The sequence below is a fragment of the Vibrio rumoiensis genome (assembly GCF_002218045.2).
Taxonomy (GTDB): Bacteria; Pseudomonadota; Gammaproteobacteria; order Enterobacterales; family Vibrionaceae; genus Vibrio; species Vibrio rumoiensis.
This window is the reverse complement of the sequence record NZ_AP018685.1, coordinates 1913234-1933357: the sequence shown is the minus strand read 5'-3', so window position 1 is coordinate 1933357 and position 20124 is coordinate 1913234. Positions and strand designations below refer to the sequence as shown.

Below are 20124 nucleotides of genomic sequence, written 5' to 3'. Positions count from 1 at the left end.
ACCTTACAAAATGTATCGGTTTAAATGGGGTTTTAGGTAAAATTATGAACAAATTGATTAATTTAGCAGCGGTTTACTGCTCTTAAAAAAAAGTAACAAAATATTTTAGTTAAGAGCGGTAAAAAAGACAAATTAGAGGCGTTAACCTCTAAAATTCATTTTTCCATTCCCGTAAAGCGGAAAAGACAGAGAGTTCTGTTAATTCATCTGTTCGTGCTGATACCGCTTTCATTACGCTAGGTTCTTGACAACGCAAAAACGGATTGATCCATTTTTCTTGGCGAATAGTCGTCGGAATCGTTGGTTTTTCCTGTGCTCGGAGTCGGTTCACTTCATCACGATAGTTATGCAGTAATTGATTATCGGGTTCTACTGCGAGAGCAAAAGAAAGGTTAGAAGATGTATATTCATGTGCACAATACACTTCGGTTTCTTGGGGGAGAGAAGCGAGTTTTTGTAGAGACTCAAACATTTGCTCATAAGTGCCTTCAAATACACGCCCACAACCCGCAGAAAAAAGGACGTCACCACAAAATAGTTTACCGTCACCAACGTAAGCAATGTGACCATTGGTGTGCCCAGGGACATCTAATACTAAAAAGGTTTCTCCAAACAGATCGATTTGGTCACCACCTTGTACGGAATGCGTCAACATCATGACAGGATCATTGCTTGGACCGATGACTTGGGCTTTCGGATAGTGGCGTAATAACTCTGCCACCCCGCCGACATGATCAGGATGATGATGTGTAATTAGGATGAGTTCTAGATCTAAGTTATTTTGTTTTAAGCGTTCTAAAACTGGCGCTGCTTCACCCGGATCGACTAGGGCACAAGACGGACTATTATTTTGAATCAGCCAGATGTAATTATCGTTAAATGCAGGTATGCTTTTGACCGTTAAGCTTGAATTGTTTTTATCAGTTAACATTGTGGATCTCCAATCCGGACTGCGAAGAGATATCTATACCCTTCGCACTTGAAGTTACAGCTTTGTTGACGGCGTTCATTCGCCCCAATCGAATAGGCGAACTATGCTCATGGGGCCTCATTCACTTGTCGCCTAGCTGCAATTCCAATTACTTTGGGTAAAATCTATGAAGCCAGCACGTATTCAAAAGTCTTTCGAGCAACCTCATTCTTGGCAGCAGCTAAAAAATGGTGAGTGGGTCGTAGAATCGATTCAGACTCGCCTTGATGAATGGTGCCCTAAGCTATTTGGTTATCACATGTTAAAACTAGGTGGCTTAAGTTGTGAATTGACCACGCATAATTGCAATATCAAGCACCAAGTGAATGTCGATATTACGAATCCGCTTCATTCCGTCATTGCTGATGCTTATGATTTGCCGTTTGTTGAAAAAAGCATCGATGCGGCATTGGTTTGCCATCAGCTAGACTATTGTAGCGATCCTCATCGCTTGTTGCGAGAGATTGATAGAATAATTATCGATGACGGGCATATCATTCTAACGGGCTTTAATCCTATCAGTTTAACGGGAATGGCGAGTTTATTACCTTGGCGTAAAAATAATCTGCCTTGGAGTGGCCGGATGTTCACCCCGTATCGAATTAAAGATTGGTTGGGCTTACTCAATTATGAAGTGGTTCATTGTGATACTTATGCTCTGTTTCCTGTGCGCAAAGGCAAAGCGGTCACGACTTGGTTAGAGCACGGCCTCGGCTCTTGTGCATCGACATTCGGTAGTGTGTATTTTATTGTGGCTAAAAAACGCATGTACCCACTAAAACCGATTAAACCTCACTGGAAAGTTAAGCGACGCCGCTTCTCACCTGCCAGTGTAGGATTTAATAAACAAGCGTCACCTAAAATGAAAAATGATAAAATGTAACCGAAGAGGTTAGCCTTCAAAGCCTTTATCTTCTTGAGTTGGAGATTCCGCCGCTGCGCGGGCTAAGTCATCACAAATTTCATTCTCTCTATGTCCAGCATGGCCTTTTACCCATTTCCACTCGACTTGGTGACGAGCGGTTTCTTCATCGAGTGCTTTCCATAAATCGACATTTTTCACCGGCTTTTTAGCGGACGTTTGCCAATTCTTCTTTTTCCAACCGTGGATCCATTGGGTGATACCCTGACGAACATATTGGCTGTCAGTGGTTAAGGTTACTTGGCAAGGCTCAGTGAGTGCTTTTAAGGCAACAACGGCGGCCATCATTTCCATGCGGTTATTGGTGGTCATGGTATAGCCTTCAGATAGGTATTTTTCTTTACCTTTATAGCGCAATACAATGCCATAACCGCCCGGGCCAGGGTTACCTAAACAAGAACCATCTGTGAAAATTTCTACGTGTTTCGTCATGATTTGATACTATGAGTCCATATTGGAATAACCAGTCATTAATACGGCTAGTCTGACAAGAGTTTATTATGAATACCAGCACTAATGTTTCTTATGATCGCATCATTGTTCTTGATACCGAAACCACGGGTATGAACCGAGAAGGTGGCCCAGTGTATATGGGGCATCGAATCATTGAGATTGGTGCGGTGGAAATTGTTAATCGCAAACTGACCGGTAAACATTTTCATGTCTATATTAAGCCTGACCGTGATATCGATCCTGAAGCGATTGCAGTACATGGTATTACCGATGAGTTTTTAGTTGATAAGCCTGAATATAAGCAAGTTCACCAAGAATTTTTAGAGTTTATCAAAGGTGCTGAGCTGGTGGCTCATAATGCGCCCTTTGATGTGAGCTTTATGGATTATGAGTTCGAACTGGCGAATCAAGACGTAAAAACATCGCAGATTTGTAAAATTACCGATACCTTGGCGATGGCCAAAAAAATCTTCCCCGGTAAACGAAATAACCTAGATATTTTATGTGATCGCTATGGCATAGATAACTCCCATCGTACTTTGCACGGCGCTTTGCTCGATGCAGAAATTCTAGCCGACGTTTATCTATTAATGACCGGTGGCCAAACCGCTATGCAGTTTAATGCCGGTCAGTCAAAAGATGGTGGTGTTGGTGAAACTATTAAGCGAGTGACGGGACGTAAGGCTTTGAAAGTGCTGAGAGCGACGGACGAAGAGTTGCAACAGCATGAAGAACGTTTGGATCTCTTTGCTAAAAAAGGGACTTGTTTATGGCGTTGTGAGCCTGAATCGGAGTGATTCAATAACGAATACCCATTTTACCAACTCATAGACTAGCTTAACTTGCTAAAAACACCTCAATACTTGGTTTAGTATTGAGGTGTTTTAGTTTATTTCGAGTGTCGAGTTAAGCCACTTCACTCATTTTTTGTTGCGGCTTTTTTACAATCAGCTCACTTGGGTCAAAGTCATCAACGTTGATGGTTTCTAAGCGATAGAATTCTGCATCACGCAATACTTTCGCTTGTTCTTCGTTAATCCAGCCATTTTCTAGACCCATTTCAGCAACTTTATCCAATTGAACAAAAGCGCGACGCTTGCCGGATTGTTTGACCACTTCATCAAAGATTGGCTCGGCAAGTAGAATCGTTTGTAGTGCCAATTCAATTTTACCGGCAGGGTTGAATTCACTGGCTTCTAAGTATTGGTTACGACCGATGCGTGAACGAGTTTCTGATGGCGTTTGTAAAATTTGCGCGACTTGGTTGTCGAGCTTATCACTTGGCGCTTTACGTACTTTACCAAGCGGTAAAATAAGTACGCGCATTAAACCTGCGGCACCACGTGATGGGAAGTTACGCAAGAAGTCATCAATCGCTTCTTCTGCTTGGCGTAAGCTATCTTGAACGCCCCAATGCACCAGTGGTAGATCCGCTTCTTGGTAACCTTCCATCTCAAAGCGCTTTAACGTGGCAGAGCTTAAATAAAGTTGGCTTAACACATCACCTAAGCGAGCCGATAAACGCTCTTTACGTTTTAATGAGCCGCCTAATACCGCCATTGAAATATCAGACATTAAAGCAATGTTAGCGCTGTAACGGTTAAGTTTTTGGTAATAGCCTTTTATTTGGTCGTGAATGATTCCGTTAAAATTGGCATCATTTGGTACCGCATAATCTGAGCCTCGACCATCCGTTAAGCCTAGCCAGAAGCTACGCACTGCATTACTCATACTAAAGCCAATATGGCCAAACACCGCGGCATCAAAACGCGCTAATGCATTTTTTTCAGTGGAATGAGCCGCTTCCATTTCTTCTAAAACATAAGGATGGCAGCGAATTGCGCCTTGTCCGTAAATGATCATTGAGCGGGTTAAAATATTAGCTCCTTCAACGGTAATGGCAATCGGTGCACCTTGGTAACCACGAGCTAAGAAGTTCGCAGGCCCCATACAAACACCTTTACCGCCTGCAATATCCATCGCATCAATTAATGCACGTTGTCCACGGTGGGTACAATGGTATTTGACGATGGCAGAGATAACGGATGGCTTCTCGCCCAAATCAATTCCAGCGACGGTTAATTGACTTGCAGCATCCATTACATACGCATTACCCGCAAGTCGTGCTAATGGCTCTTCGATACCTTCCATGTGGCCAATTGGCTGCTTAAACTGGCGGCGAATACGTGCATAAGCGCCAGTTGCTAACGCTGCCGTTTTGGTACCACCGGTAGAGTTCGAAGGCAGAGTAATACCACGGCCAACCGATAAGCATTCGACCAACATACGCCAGCCTTGACCTGCCATTTCTGGCCCACCAATAATGTAATCTAGAGGAACGAAAATATCGTTACCCTGAGTTGGACCATTTTGGAATGGTACATTCAGTGGGAAGTGGCGGCGGCCAATTTTGACGCCTTTTGTATCGGTTGGAATTAAAGCACAAGTAATTCCGATATCTTCTTGGTCACCAAGTAGTCCATCAGGGTCACGGAGTTTAAATGCTAACCCAAGTACAGTGGCGACAGGTGCCAGCGTGATATAGCGTTTATTCCATGTTAGGCGCATACCTAGGACTTCTTTACCTTGCCATTCGCCTTTGCACACAATACCAAAATCAGGGATCGCACCGGCATCAGAGCCTGCTTCAGGGCTAGTTAAAGCAAAACATGGGATTTCTTTACCTTCCGCTAAGCGAGGTAAGTAATGGTCTTGTTGTTCTTTAGTCCCGTAATGTTGTAATAATTCACCCGGACCTAATGAGTTCGGAACGCCAACCGTTGAAGAGAGTACTCCTGACACCCCCGTTAGTTTTTGTAGTACTACAGATTGCGCATAAGCAGAAAATTCTAAGCCACCATATTTTTTCTTGATGATCATAGCGAAGAATTTATGCTCTTTAAGGTATTGCCAAATTTCTGGTGGTAAGTCGGCTAATTCATGAGTGATTTCAAAGTCATTGGCCATGCGACAAACTTCATTTACTGGTCCATCAATAAAGGCTTGTTCTTCAGCGCTTAATTTTGGTGCTTGAATATCAGATAGCTTTTTCCAATCTGGCTTTCCTTTAAATAACTCGGCTTCCCACCATACGGTACCTGCATCGATCGCTTCTTTTTCGGTTTGTGACATCGCCGGTAAGATCTTACGAAATACAGCTAATGCCGGTTTACTAAATAGAGAGCGTCGAATTTGCGGCGTGGCAATTAACGCTGAAATGATAATAAACGCTCCAAGAAGGATTGGGGATAGCCCGCCAAGCGCAGTTGAAATCACAAGCACAGCTGCCATCGAAGCAATCGTTATCCATTGAGAACGGCGGTGATATAAACAAAAACCGAATACGACAAGCGCAACGATAATGGTGAGTAGGGTGGTCATCTTTGTCTTCCTTATTATGATGAATGATAAAGCCGAACCTGCTTATAACTAAAAGCAAGGTGGTCATACCAGATAGATTCATTGTAATCATCTTGTTGACCAAATGTAAAAGGTCAATATGGTTGAAAAGTGATCTCAAGCATAAAATGAGTGTTTTAAATGACTGTTTATATTTTGTGCTTAGTCAAACCAATGAACGGGCTGTTAATGAGTCGGTCTGGCTCTGATTTCTTCTTCGCTTTCTTAATTAAAGCGTAGTGAATAGATCGGGGTTTTGCTGATAGGAATAACGTCGGTTGCAATATTGGGCGAGGCTATGATTCCTAATTGAGAAAATATTTCATCCAGTGGGTGACAGGTCTTATTCTTTATAGGTAAACTCAGGATTGATAATTATCCAAAATAAGGGAATGTCCCATGTATCAAGATTTGATTCGAAGTGAACTTACAGAAGCCGCTCAAGTACTCAACGCTTTTCTAGCAGATGATAAAAATATTCAGGACATCGAAGCTGCGGCGAAAGTAATAGCTGATTCATTTAAGCAGGGTGGCAAAGTGTTGTCTTGTGGTAACGGCGGCTCTCATTGTGATGCGATGCACTTTGCTGAAGAATTGACAGGGCGCTATCGTGAAAATCGCCCAGGCTATCCTGGTATCGCTATTTCGGATCCAAGCCATCTTTCTTGTGTGAGTAACGATTTTGGTTATGAATTTGTGTTTTCTCGCTACCTTGAAGCGGTAGGGCAAACCGGTGACGTGTTATTTGGCCTGTCGACATCCGGCAACTCAGGAAATATTCTGAAAGCGATGGAAACGGCTAAGCAAAAAGGTATGAAGACCATTGCTTTAACCGGTAAAGATGGCGGCAAAATGGCGGGTATCGCGGATGTTGAAATTCGTGTTCCTCACTTTGGTTATGCAGACCGAATTCAAGAAGTACACATCAAGATTATTCACATTGTTATCCAGTTAATTGAAAAAGAAATGGAAGCCTAGTTGCGCTTAGTTTTATAAAGGAAATAGGAATGTGTGAACTGCTCGGGATGAGTGCCAATGTCCCAACCGATATTTGCTTCAGTTTTACCGGATTAATACAACGTGGTGGAAAAACTGGCCCTCATCGTGATGGCTGGGGGATCACTTTTTATGAAGGGAAAGGATGCCGTAATTTTAAAGATCCGAAACCGAGCTGCCATTCTAAAATTGCTGAGCTAGTACAAAGCTATCCAATAAAAAGTTGTGCAGTCATTAGCCATATACGTCAGGCGAATCGAGGTGAGGTGAATTTAGAAAACACCCATCCTTTTACTCGTGAGCTTTGGGGGAAGAATTGGACGTTTGCCCACAATGGTCAATTGAGTGACTATCAAGGATTGGATACGGGGCGTCATCGTCCAATTGGAGAGACTGATAGCGAATTGTCGTTTTGCTGGATACTGAAGCAATTAGAAGACCGTTACCCTGAACCTCCCCATTCTGATCGAATGACGGAAGTGTTTCAATTTATTGCACAGTGTTGTGATGAGCTGAAAAAGTTAGGCGTGTTTAACATGCTATTGAGCGATGGTGAATATGTCATGATGTACTGCACCAACAATCTTCACTGGATCACAAGGCGTGCACCTTTTGGTAAAGCGACATTGATTGACGAAGAGGTTAGCATCGATTTTCAAGAGGAAACGACACCCAATGATGTGGTTTCAGTGATCGCTACTCAGCCATTAACCGATAACGAACGCTGGCATAAAATGAAACCGAGTGAGTACGGTGTCTTTCATTTTGGTGAATTGATTTTAGATAACAGTTTAGATTTGATTGATGAGCCGTTTGCACCGAAGAGTATAGTTCCTAGTTCCTGATGACCAAGATATTTTCAAAGCAGCACTAACATTTTTATGGGTGCTGCTTTTTTGTTTACGAAATACTTTCTCGCAACAGATTACGATTATTCTTCGGCATAGCCATGTAAGCCGAGTGGCTGGTTATCGAGGTAAGCGAGTTGATCTTTCATTGCTAAACGACCATCGATAAACCACTGCACAACCAGTGGGTAGATCTGATGTTCTTGAACTAACACTCTTTGTGCTAAATCATCGGCACTATCATCGTCAAATACCGGTACTTTGGCTTGTAGGATAACCGGGCCACCGTCTAGTTCTTCAGTCACAAAGTGCACACTAGTACCATGCTCATTATCGCCTGCATCAATCGCACGTTGATGAGTATGTAAACCAGAGTATTTAGGTAATAGTGAAGGATGAATGTTCATCATTCGACCTAAATAATGTTGAACGAAATCAGGACTCAAAATGCGCATGTAACCCGCAAGAATAATTAAGTCAGGTTGATAGGCATCAATTTGATTCATTAATTCAGCATCAAAGGCAACGCGATCAGGTTTTCCGTCTGAATCTAAAAAGTGCTGAGCTGAAAGGGAGTGAGCAGCGATTGAATGATTTTTTGCACGCTCTAAACCATAAGCTTCGGCTTTGTTTGAAAACACGGCCGTGACTTTGGCTTGAACTTGTCCGGATTCACAAGCATCGATAATGGCTTGTAAGTTGCTTCCATTACCTGAAACTAATACAACGATATTTTTCATAAGTTCCTTAAAGAAAGGGAGCGCGTTTCGAGGATGCTGTGCTCGGGAGCCGAAAAGAATTGACACGAGTTATGGGCGGGTCAAAATTTCTCGGCTCTCGGCTCTCGGCTCTCGGCTCTCGGCTCTCGGCTCTCGGCTCTCGGCTCTCGGCTCTCGGCTTAGTTGATTTCTACTTGTTCTTCACCAGCTGCAGCGGTTGCTACTTGGCCGATGATCCAAGCGCTCTCACCTTCAGCATTAAGGAGTGCTACTGCTGCTTGCGCTTGCTCTTGCGGAAGCGCAACGATTAGGCCAACGCCACAGTTAAAAGTGCGGTACATTTCATAGGTTTCAACATTACCTTTTTGTTGTAACCAAGAGAAAATTGCCGGCCATTCCCAGCTGTTACCATCGATGACAGCTTTAGTACCTTCCGGTAATACGCGAGGAATGTTTTCCCAAAAACCGCCGCCAGTAATATGAGAGATAGCGTGTATATCGTGTTGTTCAATCATTTTTAGCGCAGATTTGATATAAATTTTGGTTGGCTCGATAAGGTGCTCACCAATCGTGCGACCATTTAAATCTTCATTTAAATCCGCTTGAGAGACTTCCAGAATCTTACGAATTAATGAATATCCATTTGAGTGAGGGCCGCTTGAACCGACCGCGATTAATGCATCACCCGCAGCGACTTTACTACCATCAATGACATCCGCTTTTTCTACTACGCCAACACAGAATCCCGCTACGTCGTAATCTTCGCCTTCGTACATGCCTGGCATTTCAGCCGTTTCACCACCGATTAATGAACAACCCGCTTGAATACAGCCTTCACCGATACCGGTGACAACTTCAGCGGCTGTATCGACATCTAGTTTGCCCGTTGCGTAGTAGTCTAAGAAAAATAACGGCTCAGCACCTTGAACGATTAAATCATTTACACACATCGCTACTAAGTCGATACCAATGGTGTCATGTTTTTTCATATCCAAAGCCAGACGCAGTTTTGTTCCAACACCATCTGTGCCTGAAACTAAAAGCGGCTGCTTGTATTTGGTTGGTAGCTCACATAAAGCTCCAAAGCCACCAATACCACCCATTACTTCTGGGCGACGAGTGCGCTTTACCACACCTTTAATTTTATCGACTAATGCATTACCTGCATCAATATCAACACCAGCGTCTTTATAGCTTAGAGAAGAATTGTTACCACTCACGGGGATATCCTCGCCTTTGATTTGATTGGATGTGAAAAACGGGGCTATTCTAACAGGGGATGAAGTGAAAAGGAAAACGTTTGCGTCAGTTTTTTTTGCATCATTTGTTCTGTTAATCGCCCTTAGGAATTTAAATGAGATCTATCAATGAATTCTGGTTTATTTGGGGTATAATTCAGATGTTTGTCAAAATTAAGCACGGAGTTGGACATGAAAGTCGTAGAAGTTAAACATCCACTGGTTAAGCATAAGCTTGGTCTAATGCGCGAAGGCGATATCAGTACAAAGCGTTTTCGCGAATTAGCAACAGAAGTGGGAAGTTTGCTCACTTATGAAGCGACCTCTGATTTTGAAACTGAAAAAGTGACCATTAAAGGTTGGAATGGCCCTGTTGAAATTGACCAAATTAAAGGGAAAAAAGTCACCGTTGTGCCGATTCTTCGTGCGGGTCTTGGAATGATGGATGGGGTACTTGAACACATGCCAAGTGCTCGTATATCAGTGGTTGGTATTTATCGAGATGAAGAAACACTTGAGCCAATCCCTTATTTCAATAAGCTGACTTCAAGTATTGAAGAGCGTATTGCTCTCGTTGTTGATCCAATGTTGGCGACTGGCGGCTCTATGATTGCTACCATTGATCTTTTAAAAGAGCAGGGTTGTAATCAAATTAAAGTATTAGTTTTGGTTGCCGCTCCGGAAGGGATTGAAGCATTAGAAAAAGCGCACCCTGATGTTGAGCTTTATACTGCTGCGATTGATGAAAAATTGGATGATAAAGGTTACATCGTCCCAGGTTTGGGTGATGCTGGCGATAAGATTTTTGGTACGCAATAAGTACTGTAATCCCTAATATTCTTGAATCTAGGGAATTAATTGTAAAAAAGCGACTCTACTGATTAGAGTCGCTTTTTTATTGCTCTATGCATCAAAGAAAAGCCGATATGTTTCATGTATGATGAGTGGCTTAATAGAAAGCTGCAGTTTCTATACTGAATGATTTTTTAAATAAAAACAGGTTTGTTATGCGTTATCTTGTTGTCCCTCTTGTTGCTTTAATTTTAATTCCGTTCACGGCATCGGCGAAAACGACGGTGGATGTTTATCATGCCGAAGTGGTGTTAACCAATCAAAAACATGCTCGCTCTATTGCATGGGGACAAGGCCTAGAACAAGTGCTAGTCAAGGCGTCGGGTGATGCCAATATTGCTAATAATGCAGTAGTTAAAAAAGCGCTGCGTGATGGTTCGGACTATTTAGCTAAGTTTAAATATGGCACGTTAAACGGTGAACAAAGTTTAGATATGCAATATAACCCCAAACAAATTAACTTATTGTTGTCACAAGCTAATGCATCGGTTTGGCCTAAAGAACGAGAGAATGTTTTGGTTTGGCTGGTTCAAGATGATGACGTAGAGCGTCAAATTGGTTGGGAACAATCGGGCTTAGAATCGGTTGCTGCATTGCAAACCTCTGCTGACCAGTCTGGATTGCCGATCACGTTGCCACTTGGTGATATGGATGATTTGACAAAAATTTCTGCCCCTGATTTGTGGGGGAGTTTTCCTGAGCCACTTGAAGCTGCGAGTACTCGTTACCCTGTGGATTCTGTATTGGTACTCAAAGTCGGTCAACATGCGGAAGGTTCAGAAGTCAATTGGCAGCTGTATGATGTTGCCCCTGATAGTATTACGGCCTCAGCAAAACCACCGGTGACAGGTGTTGAGACCGGTGATGTTGCTCAAGCGATTGATCAAGCCATTGATCGAGTGAGTGCTTATTATGCTAAGAAGAATAAGCCAAGTGCTACCCAAGTTGCCGATGATGCAGTTTGGGCTAATTTTTCTGGTATTCAGTCAGCCAAATCTTTCTTTATGTTAGAGAAAGCCTTGATGGCTTTAGAGAGTGTGGCAACGGTTCAAGTTCATTCTGCTCAGGGAGATAGCGTAACATTTCAGGTTCAATTGTTGTCCAATAAAGCCGACTTTGAAAAGCAAGTTGCCGAACTGAAAGGGGTAGAGCAAACGACTGCCCCCGTCGAACCTTCTGTTGTCGCACAGCAAACAGCGGCAGATCAAGGTAGCTTAAATGAGTTGAAAGATAACCAGTCTACCGCTGATATCAAAGCGGAAGAGACACAAGGTCAAGAACGACAGGAAGAAAGCACTCTTAATCAACCTCATGCCGATGAACAACTATGGTTTCAGTTGTAATCAATATATAAAAATATCAATAAAAAGGGAGCCCATTTGGCTCCCTTTTGTTTATGGTTGTTGAGACAACATTAAAGAGCGGTTTCTAGCACTTTACGTGAACGTGCGATATCAAGCGTTCCATGTTCACCTAATTTGGTCATGCCATGCGCTTCTAAGCTTGTCATTGCAGTATCAACATCCGCTTGAGCAAGATCGATTTCGCTCAGTGATACCGGTGTTTTCATCTGGCTAAAGAATTGTTTGGTTTTCTCGATGGCTGCATCAATACGAGCATCATCAGAGCCTTCGGTGATATTCCAGATACGCTCTGCATATTGAAGTAATTTTGCTTTCTTCTCTTCACGACATACATTCATAACTGCAGGTAATACAATGGTTAAGCTACGGCCATGATCTACGCCGAAGTTACCCGTCAGCTCATGTCCAATCATGTGGGTTGCCCAGTCTTGAGGCACACCGACACCAATTAAGCCACTTAATGCTTGAGTTGCTGCCCACATCACGTTAGTACGTGCTTCAATATCTTGTAGGTTATCGATCAGTTTTGGACCTTCTTCGATAAGGGTAAGCAAGATACCTTCAGCGAAACGATCTTGGATTTTAGCGTTAACGGGATAAGTTAAGTATTGCTCCATGACATGAACAAACGCATCAACCACACCGTTAGACGTTTGACGTTCTGATAGGCTTAATGTCGTTTGTGGGTCCAATACCGCAAATTGGGGGCGAACCAGCGGATTCATAAAGGCTAGTTTGTCTTTGCCACGCGTGACTACTGCGCCGATATTCGTTTCAGAGCCAGTTGCAGGTAGCGTTAAAATACAACCTAGTGGCAAAGCACTCGAGATTTCTGCTCCTTTTGTCAGGATATCCCAAGTATCACCTTCAAAACCAACTGCGGCTGAAATGAACTTAGTACCATCAACCACTGAACCACCACCAACGGCAAGTAGGTAATCAAAACCTTCTGCACGAATTTTTTCAACCGCTTTCATCAATGTGTCGTATTGTGGGTTTGGTTCGATACCAGAAAATTCGTCCCAAGTATGATCTTTAAGTGCCGTGACAACTTGGTCATACACACCATTGTTTTTGATTGAACCACCACCGTAGGTGACAAGAATTTTTTTGTCTTTAGGAATGCTATTGGTGATTGCTGCAATCTGACCTTGTCCAAAATGAATTTGAGTCGTATTTTGATAGCTGAAATTGTTCATTTATTGCTCCCGAGTAAATCGTCGCTTTTGCTTGAAAGCGACGTTATTGAATTTGTATAACGTGTAGAATGCTGGATACGGGGTGATGCTGAAAATACATTATAGCTGGATCAGCATCTTACCGATGTTCTCACCTTTGAATAACCCAAGGAAAGCATCTGGGGCGGCTTCGATTCCTTGGCGCGTGGTTTCTTTCCAGCTGATTTTTCCTTGCTCAACCCATTGAGTTAATTGGGCAACGTAGCTTGGGTAATGTTCCCAATGATCAGACACGATGAAACCTTGAATGCGTAAGCTCTTTTTGACGATATTCGCCAGATTATTAGGACCTGCTTTAGCATCTTCTAGGTTATATAAATCAATCATTCCGCAAACACTCATGCGGCCATAACGATTTAATAAGTTTAATGCGGCTTCTAAGTGATCGCCGCCGACGTTTTCGTAGCACACATCTACGCCTTCAGGACAATACTTTGCCAGCGCCGCTTCAAGTTCAGCAGCATTAGAATAATCTTTGTAGTTGATGACGCCATCGACGCCAAGTGATTTTAACCACTCTACTTTTTCATTGCTGCCTGCACTTCCAATAACACGACAGCCTTTTAGCTTAGCAAATTGGCAGACAAGGCTCCCTACGGCGCCAGAAGCGGCAGAAACTAATACGGTTTCACCTTCTTTTAGCTCACCAATGATATTTAGGCCAACCCAAGCGGTTAAACCTGGCATGCCAGCAACACCAAGAAAGCTTTGATCGGGAAGTGTGGTTTGTGGCAGTTTTTGTACCATCTCTCCAGTTGAGACAGCGTATTCACGCCAACCCAACATACTGTTGACTTTATCACCTACCTGAAAATCTGGGTGTTTAGATGCAATCACTTCACCAATCGCAGAACCTTGCATTAATTCGCCAAGTTGGAAAGGCGGCACATAGCTGTCAGCATCAGTCATTCGGCCACGCATGTACGGATCAACCGATAACCAAAGGTTTTTGATGATGAATTGACCGTCAGAAATTTCGCTGATGATTTCAGTTTGTAATTCAAAACACTCTTGAGTTGGCATGCCTGCTGGGCGCTGTTTCAAGGCGTAACCTTTACTTTGAATATGCATTGGAACCTCTATCAAATTGATTGGCTGAAATTTTATGTTGTTAGAATAGCGAGAAACGTAATATATTCCTAATGCATATTGATAATTACCAAAATGAGTTAAAGTCATATTATGAATAAGTTAAACCAAGTCGACCTCAATTTGTTGGTCGCACTACAAGCGTTGATACGAACCAAAAGTGTCACCAAAGCGGCTTTACAACTCAACATTACTCAGTCTGCTATGAGTCGCACCTTACAACGTTTGCGTCATCAATTTGGCGATCCACTTTTTGTTAGAACAAAGGGCGGATTACTGCCGACTGAGCGCACAATTGAAATGTCGACATCATTAGATTGTTTATTGCAGCATGCAGAAACCTTATTGAATCCTGCTGCATTTGACCCAAAACAGGCCAATACGCATTTTACTTTAATGATGAGTGATTTTTTCTCGCAAGTCTTTATGCCCCCGGTTTATAAAACCTTGTTTGAGCAAGCGCCAGGAGTATCATTGACTTGTTTAAACCGTCAGCCAGATATGATGGAAAAATTATCGCTTGGCGAGGCCGATTTAAGTTTTAGTAGTGATGTGCAAAAACCACAAGCTGATATTTACGCTCAAGCGCTTGGTCCGGATCGTTTAGTTACCATGATGAGAAAAGATCATCCTTTAGCGAATCAACCTTTAACGTTAGATGCTTATTGTCACAGTGCTCATGCTTTAATTACGATGGGCGGTGATCGAGCGGGGACGATTGACTTAGCGTTAGCAAAAATTGGCCGTAAGCGTAATGTTGTGTTGAGAATGCCACATTTTACTGCCGCGCCCTATGCAATAGAGCAGAGTGATTTATTGTTGACGTTACCTGGATGTTTAGCTCGAAAAATGGCGGAACATTTAGATGTTGTGGTGATGGATACGCCCGTGGATACTCCGGCCTATCAATATCATATGGTGTGGCATGCAAGGCAACATAATAACCTTGCACACCGTTGGCTGAGAACTGAAGTTCAAAAAGTAATGGCTCAAGCGTTTATTCAATAATGAGAAATAAGTTATTTATGAGTGCCTTCAAACTTGGCTTTTTCTTGTTTCTCTACTTCTGAAAGTCGAGTGAGTTTGAGCCCTAATGCTTTGCCCTTGTGGCGTGCATAAAGAATATTACCAACAAAATTGATACTGGTGAGGATCAGTTCGATGGCTGCCAGCAAACGTTCACCATTATCGATGTATAAGATGGTGAGCGAATGCAAAAAATAAAACATCAAAATGAAATTCGCCCAAGCATGGGTATAAGGTTTACCCTTCATAATGCCAACAAAAGGTAACAGCAGAGGAATACACCAACCTATGGTGACAGCTAATGGGTTTAAGTCTGGATGAGGTGAGATGAGCCCATGCCATGCCAGCACCCAAAAAAGCAAACCAAAGTAGCTTAATAAGGCAAGGTATCGGGTGAATAAAGGCGAGGTTACTGAAGATTGTGTCATAAAATCCGTTTCTTAAGGAAATGAGTTATTGATCGATGATAAGGCTAAAGCCGCTTTTGCTAAACGTTGGCCTTGTGCAAATGCTAGTTCAGTCACTTGTTTATCTAACCCGCTATGCCCTTGCTTTGATATTGAACTTGCACCATAGGGCGTTCCGCCTTTAAAGCTAGTGTGCAGATTGGGTTCCGAATAGGGGAGGCCCATTATCATCATGCCGTGATGGAGTAAGGGTAGCATCATCGATTGCTGGGTGGTTTCTTGACCGCCATGAGGTGATGAAGAAGAGGTAAAAACGCAAGCAGGCTTATCTATAAGATCGCCACTGATCCAGAGAGAGGTGGTTTGATCCCAAAAGTGTTTCATTGCCGCACTCATATTGCCAAACCAAACAGGGCTACCAATCGCTAATCCATCACATAGCTTCAATTCTTTTATTTCGATGATTGGATCCGCTGTAGGGTGAGCGTCATCTGGGTTGATGTCTGCGACTGTGCGAAGTGAGGCTTGGCAGTGTTCTACCGATTCAATTCCGCGAGCAATATGACGGGCGAGTTGTTGCGTTGTACCATGTCGACTATGGTACAACACAATAATCGTAATCGTACTAGGCGTTAGACTAGATTGAATCATAGGATTTCAAGGACTTGTTCTGGTGGGCGACCATGTCGAGCTTGGCCATTGGCTACGACGATAGGGCGCTCAATGAGTTTTGGGTTTTCAACCATTGCTTGGAATAAATCGTCTTCGGTTAAGTTATTATCCGATAAATTTAACGATTGATAGATATCTTCTTTAGTACGCATCATCTCTCGAACATTCGATAAACCTAATTGTTTAAATAAGGTTTTAAGCGTATCCGCATCGGGTGTTTCTTCTAGGTATTTAACCACTTGAGGCTCGATGCCTTTGTCGGTTAATAGCTCTAATGTTTGACGGCTTTTTGAGCAGCGAGGGTTGTGATAAATAACGACTGACATGGTATTTCCTTATTATTATCTATGATTATTTTAGAGCAGCAAAGCGCTGCTGTTCAAGGCGTAGCTGGTCGATACGGGCATCGTATCTCGCTTGCTCTAAACTACCCAGTTTGGCAAGTTGGCTCGCTCTGGTGTAGTTACTAATTGCCTTATTCCAATTCGCTCTTAGCGCAAATAATTCAGCTTGGGCTGCTAACTGTTCGGCTTCATTAGCAAGATGGCCATTAGCATCGGCTAGTAGTGACCAGCCGACGGTTTGATCCGGATTTGCATGGGTGTATCTTTGTAAGATATTAATGGCTTCTTTGTTGCGGTTCGCTTCAATTAACACGTTGGCATAGTTTACCGTTAATACTTGGTTGCCCGGTTTTCTTTCTAAGCCTTTTTGTAACAAGGTTAAAGCCGTGTCATATTGCTTTTTATGAATGTATAAATCGGCCGCAGCATCGAGATAAAAGTTATTGTATGGGTCGTTGGATAATAAGCGAGTTAGGATCGTTTCTGCTTGGTCAAGTTTCCCATTATCCATATAAACCAATGCTTTACCATATTCTAAAGTGGGTTTTAGCATAGGAGTGGCTTTTTTCAATCGACGTTCAAACCAACTGAGGGATTGTGAAAAATCGATGTCAGCATAGCGAGCAATAACACGAGCTTGAGCCAGATGGAAATTTAACGATACTGATGGATTTACTTTTGGATAACGACCAGCGCGATCTCGTGCTTCAGTTAAGCGTGACTTAGGTAAAGGGTGACTGAGCAGCATCGGTGGGGGCGTGCTTGAATAACGATATTGATCGGCTAAATGACCAAAAAAATTAGGCATACCTTCCGGATCAAAACCGGCTCTTGCTAAAGTCGCAATACCAAAACGGTCGGCTTCTTGTTCATTAGAACGAGTGTAGTTAATGCTTGCTTGCATTGAGCCTGCGGTAGTTGCATTCACGGCGGCAATGCCAGCTTCAGGCGATGCTATCGCTAATAATAATGAGCCTACTAATGCCGCAATAGTTAAAGGGGTGCGTCGAGCTTGATCTTCCATATGTCGAGCAAGGTGTCGCTGGGTAATATGTGAAATTTCATGAGCAAAAACAGAGGCCAGTTCACTTTCATTGTTAGCATGCAAAAATAGCCCTGTATTCGCGACAACATACCCGCCGAAAAAAGCAAAGGCGTTAACACTGCGGTCACGAATTAGGTGGAAGTGAAATGGTGTTTTGACATCATTGGCGTTAGCAACGAGCTGGTGGCCCAATCCGGTGATGTATTCATCCATAACCGGATCGCTGATAATTGGGCTACTGCTGCGTAAAATGCGCATATACGCGTCGCCATACTCTAATTCTTGAGCAATGGTCAATGTGCCCGCTGCTGTCGTACCTATATCCGGTAGATCTTGTTGTGCATAGGCGATAGGTTGTACGCATAATAACGTCGAAAGACATAAGCATGCGGTAGTGCGAAAAAATTGGCGCATATCGTTAAGCAACATCCATAATTGATTCACGTTATAAAGGTAAACCCAGCGTATTTATTATATTCAGTAACATATTTGTCAGAGAATAAGACCTTAAATCACTTGCTTGGTTTCTTTTTATGCAAAGTATTTATACCCAAAAATTTTATTCTTACGGAAACTCGCATCTTGAAGTTGCTTGGGTATATACTCGCTGAGTATTAGTAACTCTATCATAAAGATTGAATGGGTAAATGAAAGTAGAGTGTCTTGATTTACGTTCTTATCGTTGTCCGATGGCATTATTATTGGCCAAAAGACGAGGTGCCGAATTATTAAACCATCAATCATTGACCATATTGTCGAATGATCATGCTTCAATTAACGATATGATCCGATATTTTAACCAAAATCCCTACTCCATCAAAGTTCAGTATCATGATGATGAATGTACTTTGTTAGTCACAAAAAAGGAATAAGATTGAATGTTTGAAATGATAGCTCGTTGGTATAAAAGAAAATTTTCTGACCCACATGCTGTGAGCTTAGTTGCGATTTTATTTTTTGGCTTTATTACCATTTACTTTTTTGGTCACTTAATTGCACCACTCCTCGTTGCGATTGTTTTGGCTTATTTATTAGAATGGCCAGTTATCCACCTTTCAAGAATAGGCCTTCCTCGTTTAGCGAGTGTCTTACTGGTTGTTAGTGCCTTTATTGGTTTGATGTTATTAGCATTCTTTGGCTTAGTACCCACCATCTGGAAGCAAATCGCAAGTTTGTTAAATGATATGCCAAGCATGTACAACACTTTCCAAAGTTATATTGCGAGTTTGCCACAACGATACCCTGATTTAGCCGATGTGCAGATTATCGAGGTGATTATGCATAACGCACAAACCAAAGTGCTTGGTATGGGGGATGCCATTTTACGAGGCTCCATGTCTTCACTATTGAGCCTTGCTACTCTTGGAGTTTATTTGGTTCTAGTGCCATTATTGATTTTCTTTTTACTAAAAGATAAATCAGAGTTAATGACAACCTTGAGTGGGATCATGCCACAAAATCGCCGCCTAGCGACTAAAGTTTGGGATGAGATGCACAGTCAAATCTCGAATTATATTCGCGGTAAAGTGGTTGAGATTGTGATTGTGGGAGTGGCAACTTACATCGTATTTTTGGTCTTTGGATTACGCTATCCGGTATTACTTGCTGTTGCAGTCGGTTTTTCGGTATTGATTCCTTATATTGGTGCGGTGGCTGTGACGGTCCCTGTCGTACTAGTAGCATTGTTCCAGTGGGGATTGGTTCCTCAGTTTTATTGGCTAGTTATCGCTTACGGCATTGTACAAATGCTGGATGGTAATGTGTTAGTGCCAGTATTATTTTCTGAAGCGGTTAATTTGCACCCTGTTGCGATTATCGTTGCAGTATTAGTGTTTGGCGGTTTGTGGGGCTTTTGGGGCGTATTTTTTGCTATTCCATTAGCCACTTTAGTCAAAGCGGTTTGGAATGCCCTGCCAAGTAATAATGATGAAGTATCGATAACCGAGTCTAAATAGTGAATATTTAATTGAACGGAGTGATTATTTTATTTCACTGTTGTTAAGATAATGCCCAGCGTTCATCATGAAACCTGGGCATTATTGTTTGGTATATTTTTAACTCTTTAGTGGGTTAAGCGTTGTCATTTAAATAACTAAGAACCACTTCATGGTGGTCTTTGGTCTTAAATTTATTAAAGACATGTTCAATCATGCCATTTTCATCAATTAAAAAGCTAATACGATGCAAACCATCGTACACTTTACCCATAAACTTTTTCTCGCCCCACACGCCAAATTGTTCCGCGACCGAGTGATCCTCATCTGAGAGTAAGGTAAAGTTTAAGTTGTCTCTTTCAATGAACTTACCTAAACGTTTTACAGGATCAATACTGACACCAAGTACAACAACGTTTTTATCAGTCAGTTCTTTTTGAATATCACGCAGTCCTTGAGCTTGAACAGTACAACCTGGCGTCATCGCTTTTGGGTAAAAGTAAAATAAGACTTTTTTACCTTTGAAATCACCTAAAGAAACGCTGTTGCCATCTTGATCAAGTAAAGAGAAGTTAGGCGCGGGAGTTCCAGCCGTTAATGTTTGCATG

The 20124-nt window shown here is 42.4% G+C and carries 21 protein-coding genes; 9 read left to right on the top strand and 12 right to left on the bottom strand.

The genetic code is table 11. The features are described 5' to 3' along the window. Positions 1–148 precede the first annotated feature (148 nt). The gene (gloB, locus tag VRUMOI_RS08875; RefSeq protein ID WP_089140597.1) at positions 149–931 is read right to left on the bottom strand and encodes a hydroxyacylglutathione hydrolase; all 783 of its coding nucleotides are present in this window, start codon (positions 929–931) and stop codon (positions 149–151) included. Between the two features lie 166 nt (positions 932–1097). Between gloB and VRUMOI_RS08870 the strand changes: the two genes are divergently transcribed. Continuing rightward, positions 1098–1853 carry a methyltransferase domain-containing protein gene (locus VRUMOI_RS08870; RefSeq protein WP_089140598.1) on the top strand — a complete coding sequence of 252 codons (756 nt, stop codon included), beginning with the start codon at positions 1098–1100 and terminating at the stop codon, positions 1851–1853. A 9-nt stretch (positions 1854–1862) separates the two neighbouring features. Here the strand turns inward: VRUMOI_RS08870 and rnhA are convergent, their stop codons facing one another. After that, positions 1863–2324, bottom strand: coding sequence for a ribonuclease HI (rnhA, locus tag VRUMOI_RS08865; protein WP_089140599.1), 462 nt, complete (start codon positions 2322–2324; stop codon positions 1863–1865). 68 nt (positions 2325–2392) lie between these two features. On the opposite strand from rnhA, the gene dnaQ reads away from it, so the two are divergent. Then, entirely contained in the window at positions 2393–3142 is a 750-nt protein-coding gene (dnaQ, locus tag VRUMOI_RS08860) for a DNA polymerase III subunit epsilon (protein WP_089140600.1), read from the top strand. A gap of 109 nt (positions 3143–3251) precedes the next feature. On the opposite strand, the gene fadE is transcribed toward dnaQ, so the two are convergent. Then, the gene (gene fadE, locus VRUMOI_RS08855) at positions 3252–5726 is read right to left on the bottom strand and encodes an acyl-CoA dehydrogenase FadE (RefSeq protein ID WP_089140601.1); all 2475 of its coding nucleotides are present in this window, start codon (positions 5724–5726) and stop codon (positions 3252–3254) included. Between the two features lie 417 nt (positions 5727–6143). Here fadE and lpcA point away from each other — a divergent pair, with 417 nt between their 5' ends. Together lpcA and VRUMOI_RS08845 are read left to right on the top strand one after the other, a co-directional pair. Continuing rightward, positions 6144–6722, top strand: coding sequence for a D-sedoheptulose 7-phosphate isomerase (gene lpcA, locus VRUMOI_RS08850; RefSeq protein ID WP_089140602.1), 579 nt, complete (start codon positions 6144–6146; stop codon positions 6720–6722). Between the two features lie 29 nt (positions 6723–6751). Further along, positions 6752–7585: a class II glutamine amidotransferase gene (locus VRUMOI_RS08845; protein ID WP_089140603.1), complete on the top strand. Its 834-nt coding sequence runs from the start codon at positions 6752–6754 to the stop codon at positions 7583–7585. 86 nt (positions 7586–7671) lie between these two features. On the opposite strand, the gene purN is transcribed toward VRUMOI_RS08845, so the two are convergent. Both purN and purM read right to left on the bottom strand, forming a co-directional pair. Next, on the bottom strand, positions 7672–8328 hold the full coding sequence (gene purN / locus VRUMOI_RS08840; protein WP_089140604.1) for a phosphoribosylglycinamide formyltransferase: 657 nt from the start codon (positions 8326–8328) through the stop codon (positions 7672–7674). 158 nt (positions 8329–8486) lie between these two features. Further along, complete coding sequence (gene purM, locus VRUMOI_RS08835; RefSeq protein ID WP_089140605.1) at positions 8487–9527, bottom strand: phosphoribosylformylglycinamidine cyclo-ligase; 1041 nt, start codon at positions 9525–9527, stop codon at positions 8487–8489. 210 nt (positions 9528–9737) lie between these two features. On the opposite strand from purM, the gene upp reads away from it, so the two are divergent. After that, positions 9738–10364 (top strand): uracil phosphoribosyltransferase, encoded by a 627-nt coding sequence (gene upp / locus VRUMOI_RS08830; protein WP_089140606.1) that lies wholly within the window; start codon positions 9738–9740, stop codon positions 10362–10364. 188 nt (positions 10365–10552) lie between these two features. Then, on the top strand, positions 10553–11740 hold the full coding sequence (locus tag VRUMOI_RS08825; protein WP_089140607.1) for a DUF2066 domain-containing protein: 1188 nt from the start codon (positions 10553–10555) through the stop codon (positions 11738–11740). A 71-nt stretch (positions 11741–11811) separates the two neighbouring features. On the opposite strand, the gene VRUMOI_RS08820 is transcribed toward VRUMOI_RS08825, so the two are convergent. Beyond that, complete coding sequence (locus VRUMOI_RS08820) at positions 11812–12960, bottom strand: iron-containing alcohol dehydrogenase (RefSeq protein WP_089140608.1); 1149 nt, start codon at positions 12958–12960, stop codon at positions 11812–11814. Positions 12961–13059: 99 nt separating this feature from the next. After that, entirely contained in the window at positions 13060–14070 is a 1011-nt protein-coding gene (locus VRUMOI_RS08815) for an NADP-dependent oxidoreductase (protein ID WP_089140609.1), read from the bottom strand. Between the two features lie 111 nt (positions 14071–14181). Between VRUMOI_RS08815 and VRUMOI_RS08810 the strand changes: the two genes are divergently transcribed. Next, positions 14182–15096, top strand: coding sequence for a LysR family transcriptional regulator (locus VRUMOI_RS08810; protein ID WP_089140610.1), 915 nt, complete (start codon positions 14182–14184; stop codon positions 15094–15096). A gap of 11 nt (positions 15097–15107) precedes the next feature. On the opposite strand, the gene VRUMOI_RS08805 is transcribed toward VRUMOI_RS08810, so the two are convergent. The 4 genes from VRUMOI_RS08805 to bepA are packed head-to-tail and all read right to left on the bottom strand — an operon-like array spanning position 15108 to position 17996. Further along, entirely contained in the window at positions 15108–15542 is a 435-nt protein-coding gene (locus VRUMOI_RS08805) for a DUF2069 domain-containing protein (protein ID WP_089140611.1), read from the bottom strand. A 12-nt stretch (positions 15543–15554) separates the two neighbouring features. Next, positions 15555–16172, bottom strand: a complete 618-nt coding sequence (gene wrbA / locus VRUMOI_RS08800) for an NAD(P)H:quinone oxidoreductase (RefSeq protein WP_089140612.1) — start codon at positions 16170–16172, stop codon at positions 15555–15557. After that, the gene (gene arsC, locus VRUMOI_RS08795; protein WP_089140613.1) at positions 16169–16519 is read right to left on the bottom strand and encodes an arsenate reductase (glutaredoxin); all 351 of its coding nucleotides are present in this window, start codon (positions 16517–16519) and stop codon (positions 16169–16171) included. The genes wrbA and arsC overlap by 4 nt, the downstream gene beginning before the upstream one ends. A gap of 25 nt (positions 16520–16544) precedes the next feature. Further along, positions 16545–17996: a beta-barrel assembly-enhancing protease gene (bepA, locus tag VRUMOI_RS08790; RefSeq protein ID WP_089140614.1), complete on the bottom strand. Its 1452-nt coding sequence runs from the start codon at positions 17994–17996 to the stop codon at positions 16545–16547. Positions 17997–18229: 233 nt separating this feature from the next. On the opposite strand from bepA, the gene VRUMOI_RS08785 reads away from it, so the two are divergent. After that, complete coding sequence (locus tag VRUMOI_RS08785; RefSeq protein WP_089140615.1) at positions 18230–18454, top strand: sulfurtransferase TusA family protein; 225 nt, start codon at positions 18230–18232, stop codon at positions 18452–18454. Positions 18455–18460: 6 nt separating this feature from the next. After that, the gene (locus VRUMOI_RS08780) at positions 18461–19537 is read left to right on the top strand and encodes an AI-2E family transporter (protein ID WP_089140616.1); all 1077 of its coding nucleotides are present in this window, start codon (positions 18461–18463) and stop codon (positions 19535–19537) included. A gap of 115 nt (positions 19538–19652) precedes the next feature. Here VRUMOI_RS08780 and bcp read toward each other — a convergent pair whose 3' ends face one another. Then, the gene (bcp, locus tag VRUMOI_RS08775) at positions 19653–20123 is read right to left on the bottom strand and encodes a thioredoxin-dependent thiol peroxidase (protein WP_089140617.1); all 471 of its coding nucleotides are present in this window, start codon (positions 20121–20123) and stop codon (positions 19653–19655) included. Position 20124 lies beyond the last annotated feature (1 nt).